21 protein-coding genes and 1 tRNA gene are annotated in these 26,972 nt (G+C 69.6%); 9 read left to right on the top strand and 13 right to left on the bottom strand.

Features of this window, described 5'->3' with window-relative positions; translation table 11 throughout:
- Window positions 1-60: 60 nt before the first annotated feature.
- The 4 genes from ACFYY8_RS08180 to ACFYY8_RS08165 form a co-directional block, all read right to left on the bottom strand.
- Complete coding sequence (locus ACFYY8_RS08180) at window positions 61-672, bottom strand: 50S ribosomal protein L25/general stress protein Ctc (RefSeq protein WP_390038428.1); 612 nt, start codon at window positions 670-672, stop codon at window positions 61-63.
- A 247-nt stretch (window positions 673-919) separates the two neighbouring features.
- Window positions 920-1,912 carry a ribose-phosphate diphosphokinase gene (locus ACFYY8_RS08175; protein WP_352013916.1) on the bottom strand — a complete coding sequence of 331 codons (993 nt, stop codon included), beginning with the start codon at window positions 1,910-1,912 and terminating at the stop codon, window positions 920-922.
- Window positions 1,913-1,988: 76 nt separating this feature from the next.
- Window positions 1,989-3,440: a bifunctional UDP-N-acetylglucosamine diphosphorylase/glucosamine-1-phosphate N-acetyltransferase GlmU gene (glmU, locus tag ACFYY8_RS08170; RefSeq protein WP_390038426.1), complete on the bottom strand. Its 1,452-nt coding sequence runs from the start codon at window positions 3,438-3,440 to the stop codon at window positions 1,989-1,991.
- A 166-nt stretch (window positions 3,441-3,606) separates the two neighbouring features.
- A tRNA-Gln gene (locus ACFYY8_RS08165) sits at window positions 3,607-3,678 on the bottom strand.
- Window positions 3,679-3,997: 319 nt separating this feature from the next.
- Between ACFYY8_RS08165 and ACFYY8_RS08160 the strand changes: the two genes are divergently transcribed.
- From ACFYY8_RS08160 to ACFYY8_RS08145, 4 genes are all read left to right on the top strand, one after another.
- Entirely contained in the window at window positions 3,998-4,939 is a 942-nt protein-coding gene (locus ACFYY8_RS08160; protein WP_390038424.1) for an acyl-CoA desaturase, read from the top strand.
- A gap of 144 nt (window positions 4,940-5,083) precedes the next feature.
- Complete coding sequence (locus ACFYY8_RS08155; protein WP_390038422.1) at window positions 5,084-6,073, top strand: TetR family transcriptional regulator; 990 nt, start codon at window positions 5,084-5,086, stop codon at window positions 6,071-6,073.
- Between the two features lie 62 nt (window positions 6,074-6,135).
- Window positions 6,136-8,199 (top strand): RNA degradosome polyphosphate kinase, encoded by a 2,064-nt coding sequence (locus tag ACFYY8_RS08150; RefSeq protein ID WP_390038420.1) that lies wholly within the window; start codon window positions 6,136-6,138, stop codon window positions 8,197-8,199.
- Window positions 8,192-9,070, top strand: a complete 879-nt coding sequence (locus ACFYY8_RS08145; RefSeq protein ID WP_390038418.1) for an NUDIX domain-containing protein — start codon at window positions 8,192-8,194, stop codon at window positions 9,068-9,070. Before ACFYY8_RS08150 ends, ACFYY8_RS08145 begins: the two co-directional genes overlap by 8 nt.
- Here the strand turns inward: ACFYY8_RS08145 and ACFYY8_RS08140 are convergent.
- Together ACFYY8_RS08140 and ACFYY8_RS08135 are read right to left on the bottom strand one after the other, a co-directional pair.
- A complete protein-coding gene (locus ACFYY8_RS08140) occupies window positions 9,063-10,550 on the bottom strand; it encodes a CHAD domain-containing protein (protein ID WP_390038416.1) in 1,488 nt (495 codons plus the stop codon). The genes ACFYY8_RS08145 and ACFYY8_RS08140 overlap by 8 nt on opposite strands.
- 155 nt (window positions 10,551-10,705) lie before the next feature.
- Complete coding sequence (locus tag ACFYY8_RS08135; protein WP_390038414.1) at window positions 10,706-11,506, bottom strand: trans-aconitate 2-methyltransferase; 801 nt, start codon at window positions 11,504-11,506, stop codon at window positions 10,706-10,708.
- Window positions 11,507-11,562: 56 nt separating this feature from the next.
- On the opposite strand from ACFYY8_RS08135, the gene ACFYY8_RS08130 reads away from it, so the two are divergent.
- Window positions 11,563-12,105 carry a MarR family winged helix-turn-helix transcriptional regulator gene (locus ACFYY8_RS08130; protein WP_390038412.1) on the top strand — a complete coding sequence of 181 codons (543 nt, stop codon included), beginning with the start codon at window positions 11,563-11,565 and terminating at the stop codon, window positions 12,103-12,105.
- Window positions 12,106-12,142: 37 nt separating this feature from the next.
- Here ACFYY8_RS08130 and ACFYY8_RS08125 read toward each other — a convergent pair whose 3' ends face one another.
- Entirely contained in the window at window positions 12,143-13,936 is a 1,794-nt protein-coding gene (locus ACFYY8_RS08125; protein ID WP_390038410.1) for an ABC-F family ATP-binding cassette domain-containing protein, read from the bottom strand.
- Window positions 13,937-14,422: 486 nt separating this feature from the next.
- Here ACFYY8_RS08125 and ACFYY8_RS08120 point away from each other — a divergent pair, with 486 nt between their 5' ends.
- Window positions 14,423-14,878 carry a DUF732 domain-containing protein gene (locus ACFYY8_RS08120; protein WP_390038408.1) on the top strand — a complete coding sequence of 152 codons (456 nt, stop codon included), beginning with the start codon at window positions 14,423-14,425 and terminating at the stop codon, window positions 14,876-14,878.
- A 27-nt stretch (window positions 14,879-14,905) separates the two neighbouring features.
- On the opposite strand, the gene ACFYY8_RS08115 is transcribed toward ACFYY8_RS08120, so the two are convergent.
- Window positions 14,906-15,808, bottom strand: coding sequence for a 4-(cytidine 5'-diphospho)-2-C-methyl-D-erythritol kinase (locus tag ACFYY8_RS08115; protein WP_390038406.1), 903 nt, complete (start codon window positions 15,806-15,808; stop codon window positions 14,906-14,908).
- An 83-nt stretch (window positions 15,809-15,891) separates the two neighbouring features.
- Window positions 15,892-16,737: a 16S rRNA (adenine(1518)-N(6)/adenine(1519)-N(6))-dimethyltransferase RsmA gene (gene rsmA, locus ACFYY8_RS08110; protein ID WP_390038404.1), complete on the bottom strand. Its 846-nt coding sequence runs from the start codon at window positions 16,735-16,737 to the stop codon at window positions 15,892-15,894.
- Window positions 16,738-16,876: 139 nt separating this feature from the next.
- Here rsmA and ACFYY8_RS08105 point away from each other — a divergent pair, with 139 nt between their 5' ends.
- Both ACFYY8_RS08105 and ACFYY8_RS08100 read left to right on the top strand, forming a co-directional pair.
- A complete protein-coding gene (locus ACFYY8_RS08105; protein ID WP_390038402.1) occupies window positions 16,877-18,376 on the top strand; it encodes a serine/threonine-protein kinase in 1,500 nt (499 codons plus the stop codon).
- Entirely contained in the window at window positions 18,373-19,698 is a 1,326-nt protein-coding gene (locus tag ACFYY8_RS08100) for a hypothetical protein (protein WP_390038400.1), read from the top strand. Before ACFYY8_RS08105 ends, ACFYY8_RS08100 begins: the two co-directional genes overlap by 4 nt.
- 143 nt (window positions 19,699-19,841) lie before the next feature.
- On the opposite strand, the gene ACFYY8_RS08095 is transcribed toward ACFYY8_RS08100, so the two are convergent.
- From ACFYY8_RS08095 to ACFYY8_RS08085, 3 genes are all read right to left on the bottom strand, one after another.
- Complete coding sequence (locus ACFYY8_RS08095) at window positions 19,842-20,702, bottom strand: TatD family hydrolase (RefSeq protein ID WP_390038398.1); 861 nt, start codon at window positions 20,700-20,702, stop codon at window positions 19,842-19,844.
- 27 nt (window positions 20,703-20,729) lie between these two features.
- Complete coding sequence (gene metG / locus ACFYY8_RS08090; RefSeq protein ID WP_390038396.1) at window positions 20,730-22,505, bottom strand: methionine--tRNA ligase; 1,776 nt, start codon at window positions 22,503-22,505, stop codon at window positions 20,730-20,732.
- Window positions 22,506-22,584: 79 nt separating this feature from the next.
- On the bottom strand, window positions 22,585-23,832 hold the full coding sequence (locus ACFYY8_RS08085) for a glycosyltransferase (protein ID WP_390038394.1): 1,248 nt from the start codon (window positions 23,830-23,832) through the stop codon (window positions 22,585-22,587).
- Window positions 23,833-23,933: 101 nt separating this feature from the next.
- On the opposite strand from ACFYY8_RS08085, the gene ACFYY8_RS08080 reads away from it, so the two are divergent.
- Window positions 23,934-25,499: a hypothetical protein gene (locus tag ACFYY8_RS08080; RefSeq protein WP_390038392.1), complete on the top strand. Its 1,566-nt coding sequence runs from the start codon at window positions 23,934-23,936 to the stop codon at window positions 25,497-25,499.
- Here ACFYY8_RS08080 and ACFYY8_RS08075 read toward each other — a convergent pair.
- Window positions 25,408-26,937 carry a dolichyl-phosphate-mannose--protein mannosyltransferase gene (locus tag ACFYY8_RS08075; protein WP_390038390.1) on the bottom strand — a complete coding sequence of 510 codons (1,530 nt, stop codon included), beginning with the start codon at window positions 26,935-26,937 and terminating at the stop codon, window positions 25,408-25,410. The genes ACFYY8_RS08080 and ACFYY8_RS08075 overlap by 92 nt on opposite strands.
- Between the last annotated feature and the right edge of the window lie 35 nt (window positions 26,938-26,972).

Genomic DNA, 26,972 nt, shown 5'->3' with positions numbered 1-26,972 from the left:
AACGGGCCGGGCCCGCGCCCGTACGGCGCGCGGCCCGGTGTACCGGTCTTACCCGGTGTCCTACTCGGCGGCCTCGGCGGACTCGCCCTCGGCGGCCTCGGCGGTCTGCTCGCCCTCGGCGGCCTCGGGCTCCGGCTCGGCGGTCGGGGCGGCGGTGACGTGCAGGACCAGCGTCTCGGGGTCGGCGACCAGCGTCGTGCCCTTGGGCAGCTTCAGGTCGCCCGCGGTGACCTGGGCGCCGATCTCCAGGCCCTCGACGTCGACCTCGACACCCGTCGGGATGTGCGTGGCCTCGGCCTCGACGGAGACGGAGACGAGCTGCTGGTCGAGGATGCCGTCGGCGACCTCACCGGTCGTGGTGACCGGGATTTCGACGGTGACCTTCTCGCCGCGCTTGACCAGCAGGAGGTCGACGTGCTCAAGGAAGCCCTTGAGCGGGTCACGCTGGACGCCCTTGGGCAGCGCCAGCTCGGAGACCGCGCCCTGGAGGCGGATCAGGACGTTCGGGGTGCGCAGCGCGAGCAGCAGCTCGTGGCCCGGCAGGGACAGGTGCTGGGGCTCGGTACCGTGACCGTAGAGGACGACGGGCACCTTGTGCTCGCGACGGATCTTGCGGGCGGCGCCCTTGCCGAAGTCGTTGCGGGACTCGGCGGTGATGACTACCTCGGACACGGTGGATCTCCTAGGGATCTTCGTCGGCGGAAAAGGACGCGCTCTCCCTCACCCGCCCTAGCGGAAGGCGTTACGAGCGCTGTGCTTCTTCGCCGGGCTGACGCCCGGCGGCTCGGATGCCTTCGAGCCGATGTCCTCACCCATCGTGCGGTCTCGGACATCTGCGGCATCCTCGCGAACCCCACTAGCTTAGTGGGTTCCGCGGGGAGGTACGGCCCGGGACGCCGGGCCGTACCTCAGGGGAGGGTCAGCTGTCGCCCTCGAAGAGGCTGGTCACCGAGCCGTCGCTGAACACCTCGGTGATCGCGCGGGCGATCAGCGGGGCGATCGACAGCACGGTGAGCTTGTCGAAGCGCTTGTCCTCGGCGAGCGGCAGCGTGTTGGTGACGATCACCTCGGAGACCCTGGAGTTCTTCAGCCGGTCGACCGCCGGGTCGGAGAAGACCGCGTGGGTGGCGGCGACGAGCACGTTGGTCGCACCCTGCTCGTAGAGCGCGTCGGCCGCCTTGCAGATCGTCCCCGCGGTGTCGATCATGTCGTCGATCAGCACACAGGTACGGCCCCGCACCTTGCCGACGACCTCGTTGACCGTCACCTGGTTGGCCACGTCGAGGTCGCGGCGCTTGTGGATGAAGGCCAGGGGGGTGCCGAGCGTGTCGGCCCACCGTTCGGACAGGCGCACCCGGCCCGTGTCGGGCGAGACGATGGTCGTCGTCTCCAGGTCGAGCTTGTCCCTGAGGTAGTTGACCAGCACGGGCATGGCGAACAGGTGGTCGACCGGGCCGTCGAAGAATCCCTGGATCTGGGAGGTGTGCAGGTCGATCGACATCAGCCGGTCGGCCCCGGCCGTCTTGAACATGTCGGCCATCAGACGGGCCGTGATGGGCTCGCGGCCCCTGCCCTTCTTGTCCTGCCGGGCGTAACCGAAGAACGGCATGATCACGGTGATCCGCTTGGCGGAGGCGCGCTTGAGCGCGTCCACCATGATCAGCTGTTCCATGATCCACTTGTTGATGGGCCCGGTGTGACTCTGCATCACGAAGGCGTCACACCCCCGGACCGACTCGAGGTACCGGGCGTAGATCTCCCCGTTGGCGAAGTCCCGCAGGGCCGTCGGCGTCGTCCTGACACCGAGGTGGCTGGCCACCTCCTCGGCCAGTTCCGGGTAGGCGCGTCCGGAGAAGAACATCAGGTTCTTCTGGCCGGTCTGCTTCATACCGCTGCTCGTACCGCTGGTCATGCCGTCCTCCCGCCGTGACGGCCCACCGTTGCATTAGCGACGCCGCCGCGCCTGATGGCCCGCTTGCTTCGCTCGCTCACGTCTTGCTCCCCTGCTGGTTTTCGGCCTCGGCTGCCCGCAGTGCCGCCTCCGCCGACCTGGTGCCCGCGCGCCTGCGCGCGACCCACCCTTCAATGTTGCGCTGCCGCCCGCGGGCCACCCCTATCGCCCCGGGAGGGACGTCGCCGGCGATGACCGAGCCCGCGGCAGTGTAGGCGCCGTCGCCGATGTTCACCGGCGCGACGAGCATGGTGTCGCACCCGACGAAGGCGTGCTCGCCGACCGTCGTCTGGTGCTTGTCGACCCCGTCGTAGTTGACGAAGATCGTCGAGGCGCCGATGTTGGCCCCCGCCCCGATGACCGCGTCTCCCGCGTAGGTCAGGTGCGGCACCTTCGCGCCCTCGCCCACCTTCGCGTTCTTCATCTCGACGTAGGTGCCCGCCTTGGCCTTCCTGGCGAGCACGGTGCCGGGACGCAGGTAGGCGTAGGGGCCGACGAGGGCCTCGGGGCCGATCTCCGCCTCGACGCAGACCGCGTTGCGCACGACCGCGCGCTCGCCGACGAGCGTGTCGGTCAGCGTCGTGGCGGGGCCGACCTCCGCCCCCTCCGCGATCGCCGTACGGCCGTGCAACTGGGTTCCAGGGTGGAGGACCACGTCGGGCTCCATGGTCACCTCGACGTCGACCCAGGTGCTGGCGGGGTCGATCACGGTGACCCCGGCGCGCATGTGGGCTTCGAGCAGCCGGGTGTTGAGCACCTTGCGGGCGAAGGCGAGCTGCACCCGGTCGTTGACGCCCTCGACCTCGACGTGGTCGGCGGCCACGTGCGCGCCGACCCGGTGGCCGTCCTCCCTCAGGATGGACAGCACGTCGGTGAGGTACTCCTCGCCCTGGGCGTTGGCGGTCGAGACACGCTTGACCGCGTCGGCGAGCAGGGTCCCGTCGAAGGCGTAGACGCCGGAGTTCATCTCCCTGATCGCCCGCTGCTCCGCGGTCGCGTCCTTCTCCTCGACGATCTGCAGGACCGCCCCCGTGGTGTCGCGCACGATGCGGCCGTAGCCGTACGGGTCGGGGACCTCTGCGGACAGGACGGTGACGGCGTTGCCGTCGGCCTCGTGCCGCTCCAGCAGGGCGGCGAGGGTCTCGGTGCTCAGCAGCGGGGTGTCGCCGTAGGTCACCAGGACGGTTCCCTCGATCGCACCGACCGTTTCGAGCACGACTCTGACCGCGTGACCGGTTCCCCGCTGCTCCTCCTGGATCACGGGCAGCGCATCGGGACCGGTTCTCGACAGGTGTTCCTGGACCCGATCTCTCTCATGACCGATGACAACAATGAGCCGCCCGGGTTCGAGGCCTCGGGCGGCTGTGAGCATATGGTCGACCAGGGTGCGGCCGCACAGCTCGTGCAGGATCTTGGGTGTTTTCGATTTCATCCGGGTGCCCTCGCCTGCGGCGAGGACGATGACGGCGGCCGGGCGCGGCACACTCACGGACGAGGCTCCCTCGGCGTCGCAGCTGAGACATGACAAAGCGGGATGAGATGCGATTACCGCCTGGGAACCGTCCCGTCACCCACTCGACAACGCGAGGATACCTTCCCGTCCACCAACCCACCCAGCCGACCAGCCGGGTTGCCAAACTAGGCAGAACGGACAGCTCCGGCACCAGGACTCGAACCTGGACAACAAGGACCAAAACCTTGCGGGCTGCCAATTACCCAATGCCGGATCAGCCTGGCGACTCGGATCACATCCGATCGCCCGACTCCCCTACGATACCGACCCCTTGCTATCAAACGCGCCTCGTTTGGAGACCTCATCTGATACAGGGCGCGCCGGTCGCCGGAACGGCACCGGACAGGCGCAGGCCAAGTGCCGTCTAGCAGACGGCCGAGCGGCGCGCAAGTCGTTAAACCCCTAGACGACGTTCCCCCAAGAGTCACCTTCCCCACATTAAGCACTTAGGGATTCCTAACTTACGATGGCGTAGGTTACGGTTGCGTAGCCCGACAAACGCCCACCTCCTCCCAGCTTCCGTGAGGTAGTGCATGACCGTCATCGAAGAACGCCCCGCGCCCGGCCCGAAGCCGGAGGCGGACCCAGAGCCGAAGACCACGATCGAACTCGTCACCTTCGGCGTGGTCGTGGCCGCGCCTCTGCTCGCCCTGCTCGCCGCCGTTCCCTTCGCGTGGGGATGGGGGCTCGGCTGGACCGACGTCGCGATCTTCTTCGTGTTCTACGCGGTTTCCGGGCTGGGCGTGACCGTTGGCCTGCACCGCCACTTCACTCACGGTTCCTTCAAGGCCAAGCGCCCGATGAAGATCGCGCTGGGCATCGCGGGCAGCCTCTCGCTGGAGATGTCGGTGCTCGACTGGGTGGCCACCCACCGCAAGCACCACAAGTTCTCCGACAAGGAGGGCGACCCGCACTCGCCGTGGCGGTTCGGCAGCGGCTTCCTGTCGCTGACCAAGGGACTGCTCTGGGCGCACGCGGGCTGGCTGTTCGAGACCGACCGGGTCAACCGGGAGAAGTACGCCCCCGACCTGCTCAAGGACCCCGACATCGTCAAGCTGCACAAGTTCTTCCCGGTGATGGCGATCTCCTCGATGGTGCTCCCCCCGCTGCTCGGCGGCCTGCTGACCTGGTCGTGGTGGGGCATGCTCACCGCCTTCTTCTGGGGCACGCTGGTCAGGATCGGACTGCTGCACCACGTGACCTGGTCGATCAACTCCATCTGCCACGTCTTCGGCGAGGAGGTCTTCGAGTCTCGTGACAAGTCGCGCAACGTGTGGTGGCTGGCCATCCCGTCGTTCGGCGAGTCCTGGCACAACCTGCACCACTCCGACCCGACGTGCGCCAGGCACGGCGCGCTCAAGGGACAGATCGACCTCAGCGCGGGTGTCATCCGCTGGTTCGAGAAGGCAGGCTGGGTTTACGACGTCCGCTGGCCGACGCCGGAACGACTGGCGGCCAAGCGCATATCCGCCTGAATCATGGCACCCCGCCGCACCTCCGGTGTTCCCCCTGACACCTTGGACAACACGCTCGCGCCCCCCTCAAGAAGGGGGCGGCGGGCCCCGGTCCGGCGAAATACGGTTCCCGTTTCGCAACCTGGGAGCGCCATCATTGGAAACGTGAGCGAACCCCGACGACGCATGTCAGGCAAGGAACGCCGGGAGCAGCTGATCCAGATCAGCCGGACCCTGTTCGCTGAGAAGGGGTTCGACGGCACATCGGTCGAAGAGATCGCGGCGACCGCCAACGTCTCGAAGCCCGTGGTCTACGAGCACTTCGGCGGTAAGGAGGGCGTCTACGCGGTCGTGGTCGACCGCGAGATGCAGAAGTTGCTCGGCCTGGTGACGGAGGCCCTCTCCGCCTCACACGCGCTGATCAAGCTGGAGCGGGCCGCGCTGGCGCTGCTGGCCTACGTCGAGGAGAACAGCGAGGGCTTCCGCATCCTGGTCCGCGACTCACACGCGGCCTCTGGGACGGGCACGTTCGCCAGCCTGATCAACGACATCGCCAGTCAGGTCGAGGACGTGATGGTCGACCAGTTCGCCGAGCGCGGCTACGACCCGAAGCTGGCGCCCATGTACGCCCAGATGCTGGTCGGCATGGTCGCGCTGACCGGCCAGTGGTGGCTCGACGTCCGCAGGCCCGCCCGCGAGGAGGTGGCCGCGCACCTGGTCAACCTGGCCTGGAACGGCCTCACCGGCCTGTCCCCGACCCCCCGCCTGACCTCTTTCTCCCACGGCCTGGAGCCCCGCGGCCCCGAATCCCACGGCGTCACGGCCCCCGTGCCGACCGAGAAGGAGCTTCGCGAGCGGGAGAAGGCGCGTGAACGCGAACTGAAGGAGCAGGAGAAGGCCCGCGAGCGGGAACGACGCGAGGCCGACAAGCTCGCCCGCGACCTGGAGAAGATCAGGCAGCGGGAGCTGAAGGAGCAGGAGAAGGCCCGCGAGCGCGAACAGAAGGAGCGCGAACGGCTGCTCAGGGAGCAGGAGAAACTCCGCGAGCGGGAGCTGCGGGAGCAGGAGAAGCTCCGTGCCAGAGGGGCGAGGGCACCCGCGGGAGGGCCGGCGACGGCCGCCGGAGATGGGGAAAACCTGGAAACAAGCGAGTAACCAACAGCAGCCGTTGATCCCAAATTAACGTTCCGTTCAATCAAAGCGGGCATTCTGGTCATATGTCCGCCGATCCCGCGCACCCCACCCCCGAAGGATTTCCTCTCCCCCAGGAACGCTTCCTCAACCGCGAGGAGAGCTGGTTGCAGTTCAACCAGCGGGTTCTTGAGCTGGCCGAGGACACGTCCCTGCCCCTGCTGGAGCGGGTACGGTTCCTGGCGATCTTCGCCAGCAACCTGGACGAGTTCTTCCGGGTACGGGTCGCGGGCCTCAAGCGGCGAATGGCCACCGGCCTGCTGCTTCGCACCAAGAGCGGGCTCAAGCCCCGCGAGGAACTGGCCAGGATCGCCGCGATCGCCGACGGGCTCGCGCAGCGGCACTCGGCCTGCTTCCACGAGCAACTGCGCCCTCAGCTCGCCTCCGAGGGCATCGAGATCGTGCGCTGGGACGACCTCGGCCGGGACGAGCGCACCGAGATGCGCAAGCTGTTCAGGGAGCGAATCCGGCCGGTTCTGACCCCGCTGGCCGTCGACCCCGCCCATCCTTTTCCCTATATTTCCGGACTCTCGCTCAACCTTGCCGTGACCGTCCGAAACCCGGCGACCGGCAACACCGTGTTCGCCAGGGTGAAGGTGCCCAGCAGGCTCCCCCGGTTCGTCGCGGCCTCCAAGGACCGCTTCGTCCCCCTCGAAGACGTCATCGCCGCCCACCTGGGACAGCTCTTCAAGGGCATGGAGGTCGTCGAGCACCACGTCTTCAGGGTGACCCGCAACGAGGACCTGGACGTGGACGAGGACGTCACGGAGAACCTCATGCAGGCCCTGGAGCGGGAGCTGCTCAAGCGCCGCTTCGGCCCTCCGGTGCGCCTGGAGGTCGAGGACACCATCACCCCCGAGGTTCTCGACCTGCTGGTCGACGAGCTGGGAGTGGCCCAGCACGAGATCTACCGGGTACCCGGCCCGCTCGACCTGACCGGGCTGCACGCGATCTCCGACCTGGAGAGGGGGGAGCTGAGCTTCCGTCCCTTCGTGCCCGCCGAGGTGGTCCACGTCGAGGACGACATCTTCGCCGTCCTGCGCGAACGGGACGTGCTGCTGCACCACCCCTACGACTCCTTCTCCACCAGCGTGCAGCGTTTCATCGAGCAGGCCGCCGCCGACCCGAACGTGCTGGCCATCAAGCAGACGCTCTACCGGACCAGCGGTGACTCGCCGATCGTGGACGCGCTGATCGACGCGGCCGAGGCGGGCAAGCAGGTCGTCGTGGTCGTGGAGATCAAGGCGAGGTTCGACGAGCACGCCAACATCACCTGGGCGCGCAAGCTGGAGCGGGCCGGATGCCACGTGGTCTACGGGGTCGTCGGCCTGAAGACCCACTGCAAGCTGGCCCTCGTCGTACGGCAGGAGCCCTCCGGCGAGCTGCGCAGCTACTGCCACATCGGCACGGGCAACTACAACCCCAAGACCGCCAGGCAGTACGAGGACCTGGGCCTGCTGACCGCGGACCCGCTGGTCGGCGAGGACGTCACCGACCTGTTCATCCACCTGACCGGCTACTCCAACCACTCGGCCTACCGGCGGCTGCTGGTCGCCCCGCACTCGCTGCGCGGCGGTCTGGTCGCCAGGATCGAGCGGGAGATCTCCCACCAGGAGGCGGGCCGCCCGGCCAGCATCAGGATGAAGACCAACTCCCTGGTCGACGAGCTGGTCATCGACGCCCTCTACCGCGCCTCGCAGGCGGGCGTCCCGGTCGACCTGTGGGTACGCGGGGTGTGCACGCTGCGTCCCGGCGTCCCCGGGCTCTCCGAGAACATCCGGGTCAGGAGCGTGCTCGGCCGCTTCCTCGAACACTCCAGGATCTACGAGTTCGGCCACGGGCGCAGGCCGGAGATCTGGATCGGCAGCGCCGACCTCATGCGGCGCAACCTGGAGCGCCGCGTCGAGGCACTGGTCAAGGTCACCAGCCAGCAGCAGCGGATGTACCTCAGCTCACTGCTCGACCGGGCCATGTCGGAGGAGACCTCGACCTGGTGGCTCAACGCGGACGGCAGCTGGGCCCAGCACCCCGGTGACGACCTGCAGAACCATCTGATCAGCACCCGGCGGTGGAGGACGATAGATGACTGAACTGGACGTCCATCCGACCGACATGATCCGCGCCGCGGGGGCGGTGGTGTGGCGGGGGCCGGAGACGGCCCCCGAGGTCGCACTCGTCCACCGTCCCAAGTACGACGACTGGACCTTCCCCAAGGGCAAGTTGAAGCCGGGTGAGCACGTCATCGCCGGAGCCCTGCGCGAGGTGGCCGAGGAGACCGGGATCACCGCGCTGCTCGGCCGGGCGTTGCCGCCGATCCACTACCTGAAGGGCAAACGGCTCAAGCGCGTCGACTACTGGGTGGCCAAGGCCGCCACCAGCGAGCCGTACACCGACGTCGAGGAGGTCGACGAGGTCGTCTGGCTCTCGCTGAAGGAGGCCAGGCGGCGGCTCACCTACGAGTGGGACGCGGGCCTGCTGCGCGCCCTCACCGCGGTCCCGCTCGCGACCACCCCCCTCGTCCTGGTACGGCATGGCATGGCCGGTTCGCGCCAGGAGTGGGAGGGCGACGACGACGAACGTCCCCTGGACGAGGTGGGAAGGCTCCAGGCCGAGGTCCTCACCGACGCTCTGGCGGCCTACCGTCCCGTCGAACTGATCAGCTCGACGAGCAGCCGTTGCGTGCAGACGCTTGAGCCGTACGCCGCGAGCGCCGGGCTTGAGATCCGCCAGGAGCGACTGCTCTCCGAGACCTACCACGACCCGAGGGCCGCGCTGCGGCTGGTGTCGAAGGTGCTGGACTCGGAGCGTTCGACGGTGCTGTGCAGCCACGGCAAGGTGCTTCCCGAGCTGATCGCCGGGATCACCGACCGGCCCGGAGACGTGCAGTTACGCAAGGGCGCCTTCATGGTGCTGCACCACGCAGGCGGCAGGGTCGTCGGCGTGGACCGCTACATCACCTGAAAGCCGACAGAAGCTCCTCCACGGCCTTGGAGGTCTCGGCCCAGACCGCCGGGAACTCCTCCCACGCCCGTGCCGCTCCGGCCCGCTCAAGGCCGGTCAGCACGCCGTAGGTGAAGGTGTCCTCCCCCGCGAGCCTGGCGTTGGCCGCCTCCGCCGCGAGCCGTTCCTGGGCGACGACGCCGTCCTGGTGGGTGCCGAGCACCTCCTGTACGGCCTCGGCGTGCTTGGCCAGCTTGCCCAGGCCGAGCACCTCAGCGGTGTAGCGGGCCCGCTTGGCCGTCTTGCGCACCTCGTGCATGGCCTCCTCGCGCTCCGGGCCCTCAACGGCCTGGGCCGCCGCGTACGCCTTGGTGACCCGGTTCCAGCCCTTGGCGGCGACGGCTTCGAGGGAGTCGGCGGGCCGCTTGGCGGCCTTGGTGAGCGTGGGCGTGGCGACCAGGTCGTCCAGCGCGTCGAGCAGCGCGAAGTAACGCTCCCCGCCGAGCACCTCCCTGATCCGGTCGTAGGCCTCGTGCTCGGCGTCGAGCAGGTCGGAGCTGAGGCGGGTCCCGACCGGGCCCACGACCAGCTCCTGGTCGAGGGTCGCGAGGCTGCGGGCGAAACGCTCCCTGATGACCTCCAGGTCACGGGCCTCACCGAGGACCCCGGCCAGCCACTTCAGCTCCTCCTGGAGGGTCTCGGTTCCCTCGACGACCGTCTTGAAGGACTTCAGCGCGCTGCGCAGCCTCCGGGAGGCGACGCGCATCTGGTGGACGGCGTCCTCCTCGGCGCGCCGTACCCGGGGGTCCTGGGCCAGGAGAGCGGTCACCTGGGCGCCGAGATAGCCCATGACGACCTCGCCCGCCGAACCGGATTTGGTCTCGGCGAGCCGTACCGTGGGGACGGGGGCGGCGGAGTTGAGCAGGCGGGCCAGCTTGCTCGACGAGTCGGCGGGCGAGGCCCCCGCCTTCGTCAGCCGCTTTCCGACCTTGGCGAGCAGTTTGACGTCGCCCTCGATCAGTTCGGCCTCGACCTCACGCCAGCGTTCGAGGTGCGGCTGCTCACCCAGCACGGTGCCCTTGACCCGGTCGTCGGCGATCTCGACGAGTCGCACCCCGGCCCCGTTCACCAGGTGGGTCACCGAACGGCGGGTGTCGAGCTCGGCGACGGGGGTCAGGGGGGCGCCCCTGGTGTAGGCGAGCACGAGGTCGGCCAGCTCTCTGGGCACGATCTTGGCGCTGCGGGTCAGCGGGTGGACGATCTCCTGCCGGACGCCCTTGGCCTTGGGGAGCTTCAGGTGCCAGCCCGGGTCGGTGCCGCCCCGGCGCCGCCGCAGGGTGATGCCCCGGGCCGCGAGCCGCAGGTCAGGGGTGTCGAAGTAGAGCGCGACGAGCTGGTGGGTCTTGGGACCGACGACCCCCGAGCAGCCCGGCAGACCGGTCAGTTCGGGCAGCTCGTAGTCCACCGGCACGTCGAACTTGTCTTCTATTTCTATAGCCACAGGCCGTCCCCTGATGTGCCCAGATATCTATCTCAGTCCCTGCAGTATTTATTGACGCCCCACCATTCGTCCACAACTCCGGACGATCGACCTGCAATTACCCATCGGGTACAGACCCCACCCCGTCCGGACAACGCCTTTCGTTAAGCATTTGTTCATTTTTCGGTCATCTTCTGGGCTACCACGAAAATCCGCCGGAAGGGGAACAGGGTGCCGTGGGGGCCACGGGGGTAGGCCCGCGCGAGCACGTCGGAGCAGTCGTGCAGGAAGTCGTCCCCCTCCTCGGGGGACAGCCGGTCGAGCATGGGGCGCAGGAAACTGCCGGTGATCCATCTGAGCACGGTCTCCTCGCCGGTGAGGACGTGCAGGTAGGTGGTCTCCCAGGCGTCGACCCGGCAGCCCGCCCCGGCCAGCAGGTCGTGATACTCGGCGGGCTCACCGACCGGAGCCGGCCTGACCAGGTCGGCGAGCCGATCACGCCACGTCGTACGGCACAGCTCGTGCACCAGCGCATGACTGGGGGCGCCGAAGTTGCCGGGGACCTGGAAGGCGAGCCAGCCTCCCGGGGCGAGCGCCTCCACCCAGCGCGGCAGCAGGTCACGGTGGCCGGGGACCCACTGCAGAACGGCGTTCGACACGATCACGTCGACCGGTTCGCGGGGACTCCACCGGATGACGTCCTCGACGGAGAAGCTCAGCCCGCCCGTCGCGGGGATCCCGGAAAAGGCCCCGGAAAGGGCCCCGGCGAGCATCGCGGGCGAGGAGTCGAAGCCGTGCACCTCGGCCTCCGGCCAGCGTTCGGCCAGCGTGGCGGTCAACTCGCCGGTGCCACATCCCGCGTCCACCACCCGGCGCGGGCTCCGCGCCGCTATTCTCGCGACCAGGTCGAAGAAGGGCCGTGACCGCTCGTCGGCGTACCGGCCGTAGACCCGTGGGTTCCATATATCTCTTGACATCAAGACAACTCATAACGGGTTATTTATCTCGATGTCAAGACAGATAGACTCACCGCATGACCGTGCACCGCTCCGGCCGCGACCTCGACCGGCCCCGTGACGAGGTGGACCGGCTGGTCACCGCCTGGCGCCAGGAACGCCCCGACCTCGACGTCGAGCCCCTCCAGGTGCTGAGCCGGGTCTCCCGGCTGGCCCGTCACCTGGACCGCGCCCGCCGGGCGGCCTTCGCCGAACACGGCCTGGAGAACTGGGAGTTCGACGTCCTCACCGCGCTGCGCCGGGCGGGCGAGCCGTACGAGCTGAGCCCCGGCTCGCTGCTCAGGGCCACCCTGGTCACCTCGGGAACCATGACGAACCGGATCGACAGGCTCGCCGCCGCCGGTCTGGTACGGCGCCGCCCCGACCCCGAGGACAGGCGAGGGGTGCTGGTCTCCCTGACCGACGCCGGACGGGTCCGGGTCGACGACGCCTTCGCCGACCTGCTCCGCCGCGAACGCGACTTACTGGCCGGCCTCGGAAAGCATGAACAGCAGGCCCTCGCGGACCTGCTGCGCACGCTACTCGTCCCTTTTGACGCGACCGACACCGGAGCGCACTGACTCCACTGCCCTCACATCGAGGGGCAAACCTCTGACTTCACTCACCCAGACGGTCGGCCAGCTCCAGCCACTCGGTCTCCACGGTCTCCTTCTCCGCGAGGACCTCCTTGAGCTCGGCGTCGAGGGAGGCCAGCCTGCCGTAGTCGGCGGCGGCGTCAGCCATGGAGGCGTGCAGCCTCTCCTCGCGGGTGCCCAGCTTGTCGAGCTGACGCTCAAGGCGGGAGAGCTCCTTGCGCAGCTCCCGTTCCTCCTTCGCCGACAGGCCGGTGGCCTCCGTCGGCTGCGGCGTGACACGGGCGTCCGTCGAAGCCGCGGCCCTGGCCGACAGCGCCCCGCCTGAGGCACGCCGTTCGAGATACTCGTCGACGCCACCGGGCAGCATCGACAGTTTGCCGTCTCCCAGCAGCGCGACCGTCCTGTCCGAGACCCGCTCCAGGAAGTAGCGGTCGTGGCTGACCACGATCAACGTGCCCGGCCAGCCGTCGAGCAGGTCCTCAAGCTCGTTCAGCGTCTCGATGTCGAGGTCGTTGGTCGGCTCGTCCAGCAGCAGCACGTTGGGGTCGTCCATCAGCAGCCGCAGCAACTGCAGGCGGCGCCGCTCGCCACCCGACAGGTCACCGACCACCTTCCACTGCGCCTCACCCCGGAAGCCGAGGCGTTCCAGCAACTGGGAGGCGGTCCACTCCTTCTTGCCGACCTGGATGAACTTGCGGATCTCCTCGACGGTCTCCAGCACCCGCCGCGTGGGGTCCAGCTCGGCCAGCTCCTGCGACAGATGGGCCAGCCGGACGGTCTTGCCCCGCACGACCTTGCCGGAATCAGGCCGCACCGTGTCGGCCAGCAGCCGCAGCAGCGAGGACTTGCCCGAACCGTTGACCCCGATCAGGCCGACCCGGTCACCGGGGCCGAACTGCCAGGTCGCGTGCTCCAGAACCAACGGCCCCGCCCCGGGACCGCCCGCGTGCAGCGTGACGTCCTCAAGGTCATAGACCGTACGGCCCAGCCTGGCCGCGGCGAACTTCACCAGCTCGACGCTCTCCCTGGGCGGCGGCTCGTCCGCGATCAGCGCCTGGGCCGCCTCGATGCGGAACTTCGGCTTCGAGGTACGCGCGGGCGGGCCCCGGCGCAGCCAGGCGATCTCCTTGCGCATCAGGTTCTGCCGACGGGCCTCCGAGGCGGCGGCCACCCGGGCCCGCTCCGCCTTGGCCAGCACGTAGGCGGCGTACCCGCCCTCGTAACGCTCGACCGTGCCGTCGACCACCTCCCAGGTCCTGGTGGAGACCGCGTCCAGGAACCACCGGTCGTGGGTGACCACCAGCAACGCCGTACGGCGTGCGGACAGGTGCCTGGCCAGCCAGTCGATGGCCTCGATGTCCAGGTGGTTGGTCGGCTCGTCCAGAACGATCAGATCGTGCTCGCCGACCAGCAGCCTCGCCAACGCCGTACGGCGCCGCTCACCACCCGACAGGGTCCCGGCCAGCGCGGTGAGGTCGATGTCGCCGAGCAGACTGGCCATGATCTCGCGGATGCCCGCGTCACCGGCCCACTCGTGCTCGGGCCTGCCGCCGACGACGATCTCCTGCACCGACAGCGCCGGATCGAGGTCGTCGCCCTGGGACAGAACCCCCACGTGCAGACCCCGGTTGTGGGTGACCCGTCCCGCGTTCGGCGTGAGGGCACCCGCGATCACCGAGATGAGCGTGGTCTTACCACCACCGTTGCGGCCGACCACCCCGACACGGTCACCGGCCTCGATGCCCAGGGAGACATCCCTCAGCAGAGGCTTGGGACCGTAGGAGTGGGAAACCGACTCAAGATTGACCAGATTCATCGTTTCATAAGGTTACTGCGTCTCTTTGCTCCGCCTGGCGGCGTCGCGGGTTCGGGCGCCTTGGGCCAACGCTTTCCCTCGTCGTTCGTCCGCTTCGCTCCCTCACTCCTCAGTCCAAGCGTCGGCGCGCCCGAACCGACACTCCTCACACTTGGCGCCGGTAAGGCCGAGATCAAACCCTTCGTACCCGATGCCGATGGTTGTGAGTTGGGTTGGGGAGAGCTGGAACCTTGGCCGGCCTGTCGCGCTGTCTTGTCAGGGACCGGGGACCGGGGCTACCTGGAGGGCTGGGACCCAGGGGGCGAGCGGGGTGGGATTTGGGACTCCCCTGATGATCATTTTGGGGTGTTCGTATCGGTTGTTTGCTGATCAATCGGTGCACATGTGGCATATGGTGCGCGGATGCGCCCCCCTGAGCAGCCTTCCCCCACAGGTCCGCCACCCGGTTGGCGGCCGGAATCGCCGTCCCGGAGGAGTCGTAGGATCATGGCGATCTCCGTGGTCATCGCGGCCGTCGCGGTGATAGGCGTGCTCAGGCTGCTGGGTGGCCTGGCCGCCCCGCCCGACGACGGCGCCGGGACACCCGTGGCGAACCCGGCGGCCTCGACGCCGACGCCCATGAGGACACCGCCCCCGGTGGAGAAGGACACCAGGCCGAGCACGCCGAGTACGGAGCCGACGGCGGCACCCGACCCGTCGGCGTCGGCACTCGAGGCGGCGTTCACGGCGGCGGTGAAACAGCGCAAGGCGCTGAAGGACGCCGACCCCTACAAGCTGGGACGGCTCGGCTGGAACATGTGTGAGGCTCTGGAAGAGGGCAAGGGTTTCGCCGAGGCCGTGGTTCTTGGGCGCAGCGGGTTCGACGAGGAGACTTCCGCGTACATAGCGACGCTCGCCATCGGCAACCTGTGCCCACGTCAGCAGGACAAGATCCCCGGCTAGCGCGTACGAGCCCGGCCCCGCACAACCTCAGACGACCGTGGGGCCCGGGGTGGGGCCCTGGGCGGTCAGGACGTCCCTGGCCACTCCGGCGGCCCGCAGGGAGGCGGCCAGGGTGACGGCGTGGTCGGCGGACTCGGCCAGGAAGGCGCAGGTGGGGCCGGATCCGGAGACCAGGGCGCCCAGGGCTCCGTGTTCGCGGCCCGCGTCCAGGGTCTTGGCCAGGCTGGGGCGCAGGGACACGGCGGCCGGCTGCAGGTCGTTGGCCAGTTCGGCGCCCAGGGCCTTGGCGTCTCCGGCGCGCAGCGCGGCCAGCAGAGGCTGTGACGCCCGGGGCGGGCCGACCTGGTCACCGCTCTCGGCGCGCAGGCGGTCGCACTCGGCGTAGACCCTCGCCGTGGACAGGCCGCCGTCGGCCAGGGCGAAAACCCAGTGGAACGTGCCATCCGCATCAAGGGAGGTCAGCCGCTCCCCCCTGCCGGTGCCGACGGCCGTACCGCCCAGCAGGGCGAAGGGCACGTCGCTGCCGAGGTCGGCGGCGATCTCCATCAGGTCCTCGACCGGCAGGCCGAGGCCCCACAGTTCGTTGCAGGCGACCAGGGCGGCGGCCGCGTCGGCGCTGCCGCCCGCCATGCCGCCCGCGACCGGGATCGTCTTGCGGATGACGAGGCTGACACCATAGGACCTGCCGGCGTGCCCGGCGAGCGCGAGGGCGGCCCGGATGGCCAGGTTGTCGGCGTCCTGCGGCACCTCACTCGCCGACTCACCCTCGACGCGGACCCGCATACCGGTCTCCGCGACGGCCGTCACCTCGTCGAAGATCGACACGGCGTGGAAGACGTTCACCAGGTCGTGGAAGCCGTCGTCGCGGAGCGGCCCGACCGCGAGCCGCAGGTTGACCTTGGCGGGCACCCGGACGGTCACCGAGTTCATGCGTCCCTCTCATCGCTCGTCACGGTCCCCGATCGTAACGGGGTCCCCGCACACGTCCTCGCAAAGCTCCCCGACAAATCAGCTCAAGTGCGATTTTCAGCGATTCGCGCGAAGTCCTCGATGGACAGTTGCTCGCCACGGAGCGTGGGATCGATCCCGGCGGCGCGCAGCGCCTGCTCCGCGGCGGCGGCCGTACCGGCCCAGGAGGCGAGGGCCGCGCGCAGGGTCTTGCGGCGCTGGGCGAAGGCCGCGTCCACCACCGCGAAGACCTCCTCGCGCGAGGCGGTTGTCTCCGGGGGCTGCCTGCGGGTCATCGCGACGAGCCCGGAGTCCACGTTGGGCACCGGCCAGAAGACCGTCCTGCCGACGGGACCGGCCCTGCGGACGTCGGCGTACCAGGCCGCCTTGAGCGAGGGGATGCCGTAGACCTTCGAACCCGGCGCCGCGGCCAGCCGGTCGGCCACCTCGGACTGCACCATGACCAGGACGCCACGCAGGGACGGCAGCGTCTCCAGCAGGTGCAGCACCACCGGGACCGACACGTTGTAGGGGAGGTTGGCGACCAGGGCGGTCGGCTTGTCCTCAGGCAGTTCCTCGGGCAGCACCCGCATGGCGTCCGCGAGCACCACGGTCAGGCGGTCGGCGAGCTCGGGGGCGTGCCCGGCGACGGTCAGCGGGAGCTGTTCGGCCAGGACCGGGTCGATCTCGACCGCCACGACGCCGCGCACCTCGGGGAGCAGCGCGAGGGTGAGCGACCCGAGACCGGGCCCGACCTCGATGACCACGTCGTCGGGGCGCAGATCGGCCACCCGGACGATCCTGCGCACCGTACCGGCGTCGATCACGAAGTTCTGGCCGAGTTTCTTGGTCGGGCGGACGCCGAGCCGCTCCGCCAGCTCACGTATCTCGACCGGGCCGAGAAGGCTCATCGCCGCCCCTCACTCACCACATGCTCCCCATGTCATCCGACAAGTGTCGCGCATGGAATCCCCCGGTGAGGACGCCCGGCCCTTCCGGATAACGTGATCCGTACGGGGGTTAGTCGGCGATGGAAGGATTGCCCCCGTGATGGATGCCAACCAGCCCGGCGTCGAGGGGTTACGTCCCGGCGACCCCGGACGGATCGGGGAGCACCGGCTTCTCGGGCGCCTCGGCGAGGGAGGCATGGGCACCGTCTACCTGGCACGGAACCCGCAGGGGCGCCTGGTCGCGGTGAAGGTGATCAAGCCCGAGGTCGCCGTCGAGGACGGCTTCGCCAAACGGTTCCACGCGGAGGTGCGCAACGCCCGGCGGGTCGCCTCGTTCTGCACCGCCCAGGTGCTCGGCGACGGCAACGCCGACGACGGCAGGCCGTACATGGTCACCGAGTACATCCCGGGCACTCCCCTGTCACGCCAGATCAGCGTGTACGGCTCGCTCGACCCCGCCCAGCTGCACGGTGTGGCCCTCGGAGTGGCCGCCGCGCTGGCGGCGATCCACGTCGCCGGGCTGGTCCACCGCGACCTCAAGCCCGCCAACGTGATCCTGTCCCTGTCCGGACCGCGCGTGATCGACTTCGGCATCGCCAGGGCGCTGGACTCCACCCGTGGTTTCACCCGTTCCGGCGAGGTGCTCGGCAGCCCGGGATGGTGGGCGCCGGAGCAGGTGAAAGGGCTTGAGATCACTCCGGCCGCCGACGTCTTCGCCTGGGGGTGCCTGATCGCCTACGCGGGCAACGGCCGCCACCCGTACGGCCGAGGCGACATGATCACCATGGCGACGCGGCTGCTGAACACCCCGCCCGACCTTGGCTCGCTTCCCGCCCCGCTCGACGACCTGGTCCGCAGGGCGACCGCGATGGACCCTGGGACACGCCCGACCGCGCAGGACCTGCTGATCGCGCTGGTCGGCGGCGCCCCGGCCTCTGTGGATCCGCCGGCCGCAGGCCCGCCGACGCCGGTCGTCGACGTGCTCGGCGGCACGTGGCGGCCTCCGGCCAACGTGGAACCGGACACCACCCGGGCCCTCGGTGGCCTTGGTGACCTCGGCGTTCCCGGGACGCCCCCCGCGGCCCGGTCCAGGCGGAACAAATCGATCATGGTGGGACTCGTGGTGGCCGCCGCGCTCGCGATCACCGTCGCGGTGCTGGCCCACGTCCTCGGGAGCCCTGCCAGCACAGGCGGCGCAGGAGGCGGGACCTCCTCGGGCGGCGGTCCGACCGACGTGGGCAGGCGGATCCCGATCGGCTCCCCGATCGGAGATCCACAGCTGATCGTGCCACGGGCTCCGCGCTGCGGCCTGACCTCCTACGAGGGCACGACGGCGCGCGGCAGGTTGTGCGTGGTCACGCTCACCCTGCTCAACCCGGGTGGCGAACGCGTCCCCCTCAGTCGTGACCCGTTCACCCTGCTCGACGATGCGGGAACGCCCCACACCCCCGAGGCGCCCGTGGCGGGCCTGACGGACACGCTCGCCCCCGGGGGCAGACTGGACCAGGTCCTGGTCTACGACCTGCCTCCCGAACGGCGACCGGCCCGGCTGAGCGGCCAGGTGACCGACGGCGGACGGCGGATCGAGGTGCGGCTGTGAGGTTCCTCCCACGGGCCGCCGTGCCGTTCGCGCTGCTGTTCACCCTCGTGGCCGCGCCGTCGTCGCCGTCGTCCCCCGCGAGCTGTGGCCGGGACACCGCCGTCGGCGACCCGTTCGCCTCCCCGGGAGGGGCGACCGGGGCGGGAGCCGTACACGTCCTGTCCGGCAGAGGCGACGAGACAAGGGTCGTGCGCGCCCCCGCGCCCGCGGCGGGCGACGGGTTCGGCTGGTCGGTACGGCTGGCCGACCTCGACGGCGACCGCTGCGCGGACCTGGTGGTCGGCGCGCCGTACACGGACGTGGCGGGGCGGCCGGACGCGGGTGCCGTCTACATCGTGTACGGTACGGCCGCCCGCCCTCCGGTGCGCCTGCTCCCCTCCTCTCCCGAGGCGGGCGCCCACTTCGGCTGGTCGCTGGCCGTGTGGCGGGGCACGCTCGCCGTCGGCGCCCCGCACGAGGACGCCGACGGGGTCGAGGACTCCGGCGCGGTCCACCTGTTCGACGTGGGCGCGGGGTTCGGTGAGGGGCGGCGGATCTCCCAGGACACACCGGGGGTGCCGGGCAGCGGCGAACCCGGCGACATGTTCGGCTGGTCGGTGGCCGTCGGCAGGCTGGGCGGCCGGCGGGACGCGGCCGACCTCGCGGTCGGCGCGCCGTACGACAACGACGACGGAACGGGACGCCAGGAGCGCGGGGGCGCCGCGGACACGGGCTCGATCGCCGTGATCTACGACGTTTCCGGCACGAGGGACGCCTACACCAGCAGGAAGTGGGACCTGCGCCGGATCGTGGAGACCCACGCCGGCGACCGGTTCGGCTACGCCATGGCCTACGCGGAGGAGGGGGAGGCGGGCTACCTCGCGGTCGGGGCGCCGCTCGGCGACGGCGGTGGAGTACGCGACTCGGGGCTGGTGCGGCTCTTCCGCTCCTCGGCGACCGAGGAGATCACCCCGCTGACCACCCTCAGCCAGGGTTCCCGAGGTACCACCGGTGACGGGTACGGCTTCTCGCTCGCCCTCACCGGGGAGGGCGGCGCCCGGCTGGCGGTCGGCGCCCCGTTCGGCGGTCCCGGCGGACGGGGCCGGGTCGTGGTGGTCCCGGTGCGAGATCCGTCTGCGGCCCGGGTGGTCGAGCGGGGGGAGGCGGGAGACCGGTTCGGCTGGGCGGTCGGGTTCGGCGGCAACCGCCTCGTGGTCGGCGCTCCGGACCGCGACGGCTCGGGGGCGGTGACGGTCCTCGGTCGCAACGACACCGTGGGAACCCCGCTGCCCCCCGCCCGGGACGACGGGGAGCCTGCGGAGTTCGGCGCCTCGGTGGGTTGAGAACCTCCGTGGGCTGAAGACGCTGTGAGGTCAAAGTCTCCGCGAGGTGAAGCCGTGGGCCGAGGCGCTGCGGGCTAAAACGGCGCCGTGGCCGAAAGCCGTTGTGGCGGGGCCATCGTGTGGCCTGGCTGTGTTCCGGCTGTTCACCAGGTGCCGAAGACGGCCTCCCCGTTGGCGCTGATGGCCGTGGCCAGCTCGCCCGGGTCGATCCCCTTGACCTCGGCGAGGCAGCGCAGCGTGAGAGGGATGAGATAGGGGGCGTTCGGCTTGCCCCGGTGCGGCGTCGGCGGAAGGTAGGGCGCGTCGGTCTCGACCAGCATCAGCTCCGTGGGCGCGACCGCGGCGGCCTCCCGGAGGTAGCCCGCGTTCTTGTAGGTGACCGGGCCGGAGAAGGACATGTAGTAACCCGCCTGGACGCACCTGGCGGCCATCTCGGCGTCGCCGGAGAAGCTGTGGAAGACCACGACGTCCGGCGCCCCCTGGTCGGCCAGGACGTCCAGCACGTCGTCGTGGGCCTCCCTGTCGTGGATCACCAGGGCCTTGCCGGTCCGTTTGGCGATCTCGATGTGCGCCCTGAAGCTGGCGTGCTGGTCGTCCTTCGACGCCCAGTCGCGGTAGTAGTCGAGGCCCGTCTCCCCGACCGCCCTGACGTGCGGCAGCCGGGCCAGCGCCTCGATCTCGGCGAGCACCTCGGGCGTCGAGGCGTGCGCCTCGTTCGGGTGGATCGCGACCCCCGCGTAGACGTCGGGGTGCAGTTCGGCCACCTCCGCGTTCCACCGGGAGGAGGGCAGGTCGTAGCCGATCGTGACCAGCCGGGTCACCCCGACGGAACGGGCCTGGTCGAGGATGCTCTCGACGCTCGCCTGGGCCGCCTGCGCCGCCTGGGCGACGGGGTCACCCGAGGACGCCTGACGGTTGCCCACCATGATGTCGAGGTGGCAGTGGCTGTCGAACACCTCCGCGGCCAGGGGCTCGGGAGGGGCGGGAAGCTTCGTCGTGCTCACCCGCCCCAACCTATCGAGCCTGTCGCGTCACCCCAACCGGGCGAGCTCCTCATCGACGATCTTCGGGTCGAGCTTGGTGAAGAGCCTGGTCGGCGGTGCGAGCGGGACCCCGGGCCGGATCGGGGTGTGCTCCCAGCGCGCCTGGCCGTCGTAGTCGCCGGTGATGATGGGGTACGGCCTGCCGTTCTCCTCGACCTCCCTGATCTCCGGCATCCCCGACCAGACGCCGGCCCCGCCGAGCATCTCGTGGATCTTGTTGGAGGAGGAGGGCAGGATCGGGGTCAGCAGCGTCTTGGCGTCGTCGACGACCTGCAGGGCCACGTGCAGGATCGACTTGACCCGCTCGGGGTCGTCCTTGATCTTCCACGGCTCCTGGTCCGCGAGGTACTTGTTGGCCTCGCGGATGACGTCGAACGCCTCGTTCGTGGCGTTCTTGAAGCGGGAGCGCCCGAGCTCGGCGCCGACCTTGGGGAAGGCGGCCCGGCTGCGTTCGAGCATGGCGCGGTCGGCGTCGGTGAGGTCGCCCGCCTCGGGGATGGCGCCGAAGTTCTTGGCGGCCATCGAGATCGACCGGTTGACCAGGTTGCCCCAGGCCGCGACCAGCTCGCCGTTGTTGCGGTTGAGGAACTCCGACCAGGTGAAGTCGGTGTCCTGGTTCTCCGGCCCGGCGACCGCGATGTAGTAGCGCAGCGCGTCGGCGTCGTAGCGGGCCAGGAAGTCACGGACGTAGATGACGACCTGACGGGAGGAGGAGAACTTGCGCCCCTCCATGGTCAGGAACTCGCTGGAGACGACCTCCGAGGGCAGGTCCAGCGCGCCGAGCGCCCCCGGCGTGCCGTTCCTGGCGCCCTGGCCGTTGTAGCCGAGCAGCAGCGCCGGCCAGATCTCGGCGTGGAAGACGATGTTGTCCTTGCCCATGAAGTAGTAACCACGGGCGTCGGGGTTCTGCCACCACTGCCGCCAGGCCTCGGGGTCGCCGGATCGGCGGGCCCACTCGATGGAGGCGCTGAGGTAGCCGATGACGGCGTCGAACCAGACGTAGAGCCGCTTGTTCGCCTGGTCGTTCCAGCCGTCGAGCGGGATCGGCACGCCCCAGTCGAGGTCGCGGGTGATCGCCCGGGGCTGCAGGTCGCCCAGCAGGTTGAGGGCGAACTTCAGCACGTTGGGCCGCCAGTCGCCCTGCTTGGACTGCAGCCAGGTGGCGAGCACCTCGGCGAAGGCGGGCAGGTCGAGCATGAAGTGCTCGGTCTCGACGAAGACCGGCTTCTCACCGTTGATCCTGCTGACCGGGTTGACCAGCTGGATCGGGTCGAGCTGGTTGCCGCAGTTGTCGCACTGGTCGCCGCGCGCGCCGTCGTAGCCGCAGATGGGACAGGTGCCCTCGATGTAGCGGTCGGGCAGGGTGCGCCCGGTCGACGGGGAGATGGCGCCCATCGTCGTCTTGGGGAAGACGTAGCCGTTGGCGTGCAGACCCTTGAAGACCTCCTGGACCACGGCGTAGTGGTTGTCCGTCGTGGTCCGGGTGAACAGGTCGTAGGACAGGCCGAGCGCCTGGAGGTCTTCGGCGATGACCCGGTTGTAGCGGTCGGCGAGCTGACGGGCGGACACCCCCTCCTTGTCCGCCTGGACCTGGATCGGGGTGCCGTGCTCGTCGGTCCCGCTCACCATGAGGACCTTGTTGCCCACCATCCGCTGGTAGCGGCTGAAGATGTCGGACGGCACGCCGAATCCGGAGACGTGCCCGATGTGGCGGGGGCCGTTGGCGTACGGCCACGCGACCGCGGTCAGGATGTGCTGGGACATGTAGCCAAGCCTAAGGGACGCCGACTCAGGCCTTGGTGCTCTCCCGGGGATCGGGCCGTGCCGCTCTCCCGGGAGGGGCTCAGGCCTTGGTGCTCTCTCGGGGGGCCGTCTGCTCCTCGCCGTCCAGGCTGACGGCTTGGGCGGCCTCCTCGGCCGCGGAGGCGGCCACGTCGATCGGCGTCTCCTTGGAGCGGCGGATGCCCAGGATGCTGATGAACAGGGCGGCGAAGATGGTCTGGAAGCTCATGATCAGCGCGGTCGCCGAGGGGACGACCAGGCGCAGCGACTCTGACGGGATCAGCGGGCCGAAGCTGCGCGTCTGCCAGTGGACCAGCGAGGCGCCCAGGCCGAAGAGACCGGCCAGGGCCAGCAGGCCTCCGGCGATCAGGCCCTTCTCCAGGGTCACGATGTCGACGAGCTTGCGCACGCGCCTGTCTTCGGGCAGGAAGCCCTCCTCGGCCGCGTAGACCTTGGTGAACAGGGCGAACAGGACCGCCTGGAAGCCGATCACCACGGCGGCAGAGGCGCCGACCAGGGTGTCGACGTCGAAGCCGAGCTTGCCGATGTAGATCGGCCCGAAGCTCAGGGCGGCGCCCGCGACCAGGCCCAGGGTCATCAGGATCAGGCCGGGGATGAAGAACAGCCAGCGCGGGCTGTACAGCATCAGGAAGCGCAGGTGGCGCCAGCCGTCACGCCAGGAGCGCAGGTGCGGCGGGCGGGAACGGCCGTCGGGTGACAGGGTGGTCGGCACCTCGCGCACGTCGAGACCGGACAGGGTCGAGCGCACGACCATCTCGCTGGCGAACTCCATGCCCCCGGTCTGCAGGCCGAGCCTGAGGATCGAGTCGCGCCGGAAGCCGCGCAGGCCGCAGTGGAAGTCACCGATGGCGCTGGGGAAGAACAGCCTGCCGATGAAGGACAGGACCGGGTTGCCGAGGTAGCGGTGCAGCGGAGGCATGGCGCCGGGGGCGATGCCGCCCTTGAAGCGGTTGCCCATCACCAGGTCGGCTCCGTCGCGCAGCTGCTCGACGAACGGCAGCAGCGCGGTGAAGTCGTAGGAGTCGTCGGCGTCGCCCATGATGACGTACTTGCCCCGGGCGGCCCTGATGCCCCCCATGAGGGCGTTGCCGTACCCCTTGGCGTCGACGTGCACGACGCGGGCGCCCGCGTCACGGGCGAGCTGCTGGGAGCCGTCCGTGCTGCCGTTGTCGGCGATCAGCACCTCTCCGTCTATCCCGTGCTCCCGCATGCAGGCCAGTGCCTTGCGTACGCAGGTCTCCACGGTCTCCGCCTCGTTCAAGCAAGGCATGACCACGGTTAGTTCCACGTCTCAACCTCTCAGTTACGGCACAGCCCAACCTCATCATGATGCCCTCTAACGTCTACTGTGCGGGTCAACTCCACCAAACGGCTGGCATCCTGTAATGCATGGTGACCGTCACCGAAGCACCGCGCCTCGACTCACCCGCGACGGGTGTGCTCTCGCGCGCGCTGGCTCTTCTCGGCCGCCACCGGCTGTTCGCCGTGGCCGTGGCGCTGGCGTTCGCGCTGCGTGTGGTCACGATGCTGGGATACGGTCCGGCGCTGTGGTTCAACGACTCCTTCGAGTACGTCTCGGGGGCGGTCAATCCTGGCAGACCCAGTGCCCTGCGACCGAACGGTTATTCCTTCTGGCTGCTCCTTCTGCGGCCCTTCCACAGCTTCTCCCTGGTGGTCCTCACCCAGCACCTGATGGGCCTGGGTGTGGCGCTGTTGATCTACGTCCTGCTGCGCAGGAGGTTCGGGCTGCCCGGGTGGGGGGCGACGCTGGCCACGCTGCCGGTGCTGTTCGACGCCTACCAGATCCAGCTCGAACACCTGATCATGTCGGACGCCATGTTCATGCTGCTGGTCGTGGGCGTCGTGACGTTGGTGCTCTGGCATCGGAAGATGTCCTGGCAGGTCGGGGCCGTGGTGGGCCTGCTGCTCGCGCTGACCGCGCTGACCAGGTCGATCGGCCTGCCGATCCTGGCCCTGGTCGCGGTCTACATGCTCGTCAAGCGGACCGGCTGGAAGCCGATCGTGGCCATGATCACGGCCTGCGGCGTGCCGGTGGCCGGTTACATGGCCTGGTTCGCCGCGACGTACGGCAACTTCGCGATGACCAGCAGCGACGGCGCGATCCTCTATATGCGGACCGCGCTGTTCGCCGACTGCAGGACGATGAGGGTCGATCCCCGTAAGGAGCTCGAACTGGCGCTGCTGTGCATCAGCGCCCCGCCGAGCGAGCGTCACTTCTCCGGGCAGAAGTACCTGTGGTGGGCACAGCCCGGGCAGCGGTTCCACGCCTTCGGGCCCAACACCACCTTCACCCCCGACATCAACCGGGCCGCGGGGGCGTTCGCCAGGCGGGCGATCCTGGCCCAGCCGCTCGACTATCTCGGCGTCATGGCCGGAGACTTCTTCCGCGCCTTCCGCTGGGACCGGCCGCAGTTCCCCGACGCCAACACCTACCGGCAGTACGAGTTCCTGCCGGAGGGCAAGGTGCTGCCCACCTGGCCGTCGTACAGGGGCACCAGCGACCGTGACGCCCAGATCTACGACCCGAGCCTGGCGACCGCCCAGATCCGCGGCAAGCCCAGTGTGATCGGCACCGCGGTCCACGACCCGTGGGCGAGGTTCATGCAGGGCTACCAGCAGACGGTCAGGCTGCCCGGCATCGTGGTCGGCGTGCTGCTGCTGATCGGCCTCGCCGGGGTGGTGGCGCGCTGGCGCACCCTGGGCGGTCCGGTCCTGCTGCCGTGGCTGGGCGCCTTCGGGCTCATCCTGGCGCCCGCCGCGACGGCCGAGTTCGACTACCGCTACGTGCTGCCCGCCGTACCGCTGGCGTGCCTGGCGGCGGCGATCGCGCTGCGGCACGGGTTCAGACCCAGCTCCGCAAGAGCATCCGCCGCCACCACTCCTCGTGCGGAACGACGTCGGCGGTCAGCACCGGGTAGAGCCACCAGAAGTTGATGATCGCGAGGAGGGTGAAGAGGCCGACCACGCCCGCTCCCACGGCCCTGCGGTTCGGTGTGGCGTCCGCGGGGCCGATGATCAGCCCGGCCGCCAGGGTGATGGCCAGGATCATGAACGGCACCATGGGGATCGTGTAGAAGTTGAACATGGTGCGGTGGTCGGCCAGCGCCCAGTAGAACCAGGGCAGCCAGCCCGCGACGTAGCCGAGCAGGGCGGCCGCGGCCCGCCAGTCCCGGGACGAGACGTACCAGACGATCATGGCGACCAGGGCGGCCAGCCCGCCGTACCAGATGATGGGGGTGCCCACCCCGAGGATGGCCGAGGCGCAGGTCTTGACCCCGCAGACGTTGTCCGTGCCCTCGTAGAAGAAGGCCACGGGGCGAAGCAGCAGCGGCCAGCTCCACGGCTCCGACTGGTAGGGGTGGGAGGCCGACAGGCCGGTGTGATAGCCCAGCACCTGGAAGTGGTAACTCAGCCACGACCGGATGGAGTCGAAGACGAAGAAGACCGGTCCCTGCGAGGTGGCCTGCGCCCAGTTGCGGCCCCAGCCGGTGGCGCTGATGAACCACCCGGTCCACGAGACCAGGTAGGTGAGGGCCGGCAGCAGGCCCATAGCCCCGAGCAACGTCGGCAGGTCCTTGCCCAGCGCCCCGCTGTACGGCCTGCCCAGACCGACCGCCCTGCGGGCTCCGGCGTCCCACAGCAGCGACATGACGATGAACGCGACCAGGTAGAAGATGCCCGACCACTTCACCGCGCAGGCGGCGCCCAGGAGCACTCCGGCGGCCATTCGCCAGGGCCGCAGTCCCAGCCAGGGGCCCTGGTCGCTGATCGGGGAGTTCTCGTACCAGTCGACCAGTCTGCGCCTGGCGTGGTCGCGGTCGGTGACCAGGCAGGCGAAACCGGCCAGCACGAAGAACATCAGGAAGATGTCCAGCAGCGCCGTACGCGACAGCACCAGGTGCAGGCCCTCGACCGCGAGCAGCAGACCGGCCAGGCATCCCAGAAGGGTGGAGCGGGTCATCCTGCGCGCCACCCGCGCCAGGATCAGGATCGACAGGCTGCCCAGCACCGCTCCCGCGAAGCGCCACCCGAACGGCGTCATCCCGAACAGCTGCTCGCCGATCGAGATCAGCCACTTGCCCAGCGGCGGGTGTGCGACGTACTGCGGGCAGGGGGCGGCCTCCGGCGGGGAGCAGCCGATCCAGATGTCGGTGTTCCCCGCGATGAGCATCCGGTCGGAGATCGGGTTCGACGCGTCACCGAGTGTGGCCCGCTCAACGCCGAAGAGGCTCAGCGAGTAGGCGTCCTTGGCGTAGAAGGTCTCGTCGAACACCACCGCCTTCGGCAGCCCGAGACGGTCGAACCGCAGGAACGCCCCGAGTGCGGCGACGAACAACGGTCCCAGCCAGCCCAGCAGGACGTTTCCCGGCATGGGGGGCAGAAGTCGATCTCTGGTTAATCCCATTT

Origin of the sequence: Streptosporangium sp. NPDC001559, from assembly GCF_042893955.1 — a bacterium.
GTDB lineage: Bacteria > Actinomycetota > Actinomycetes > Streptosporangiales > Streptosporangiaceae > Streptosporangium.
This window is presented reverse-complemented; position numbering and strand designations above follow the sequence as displayed.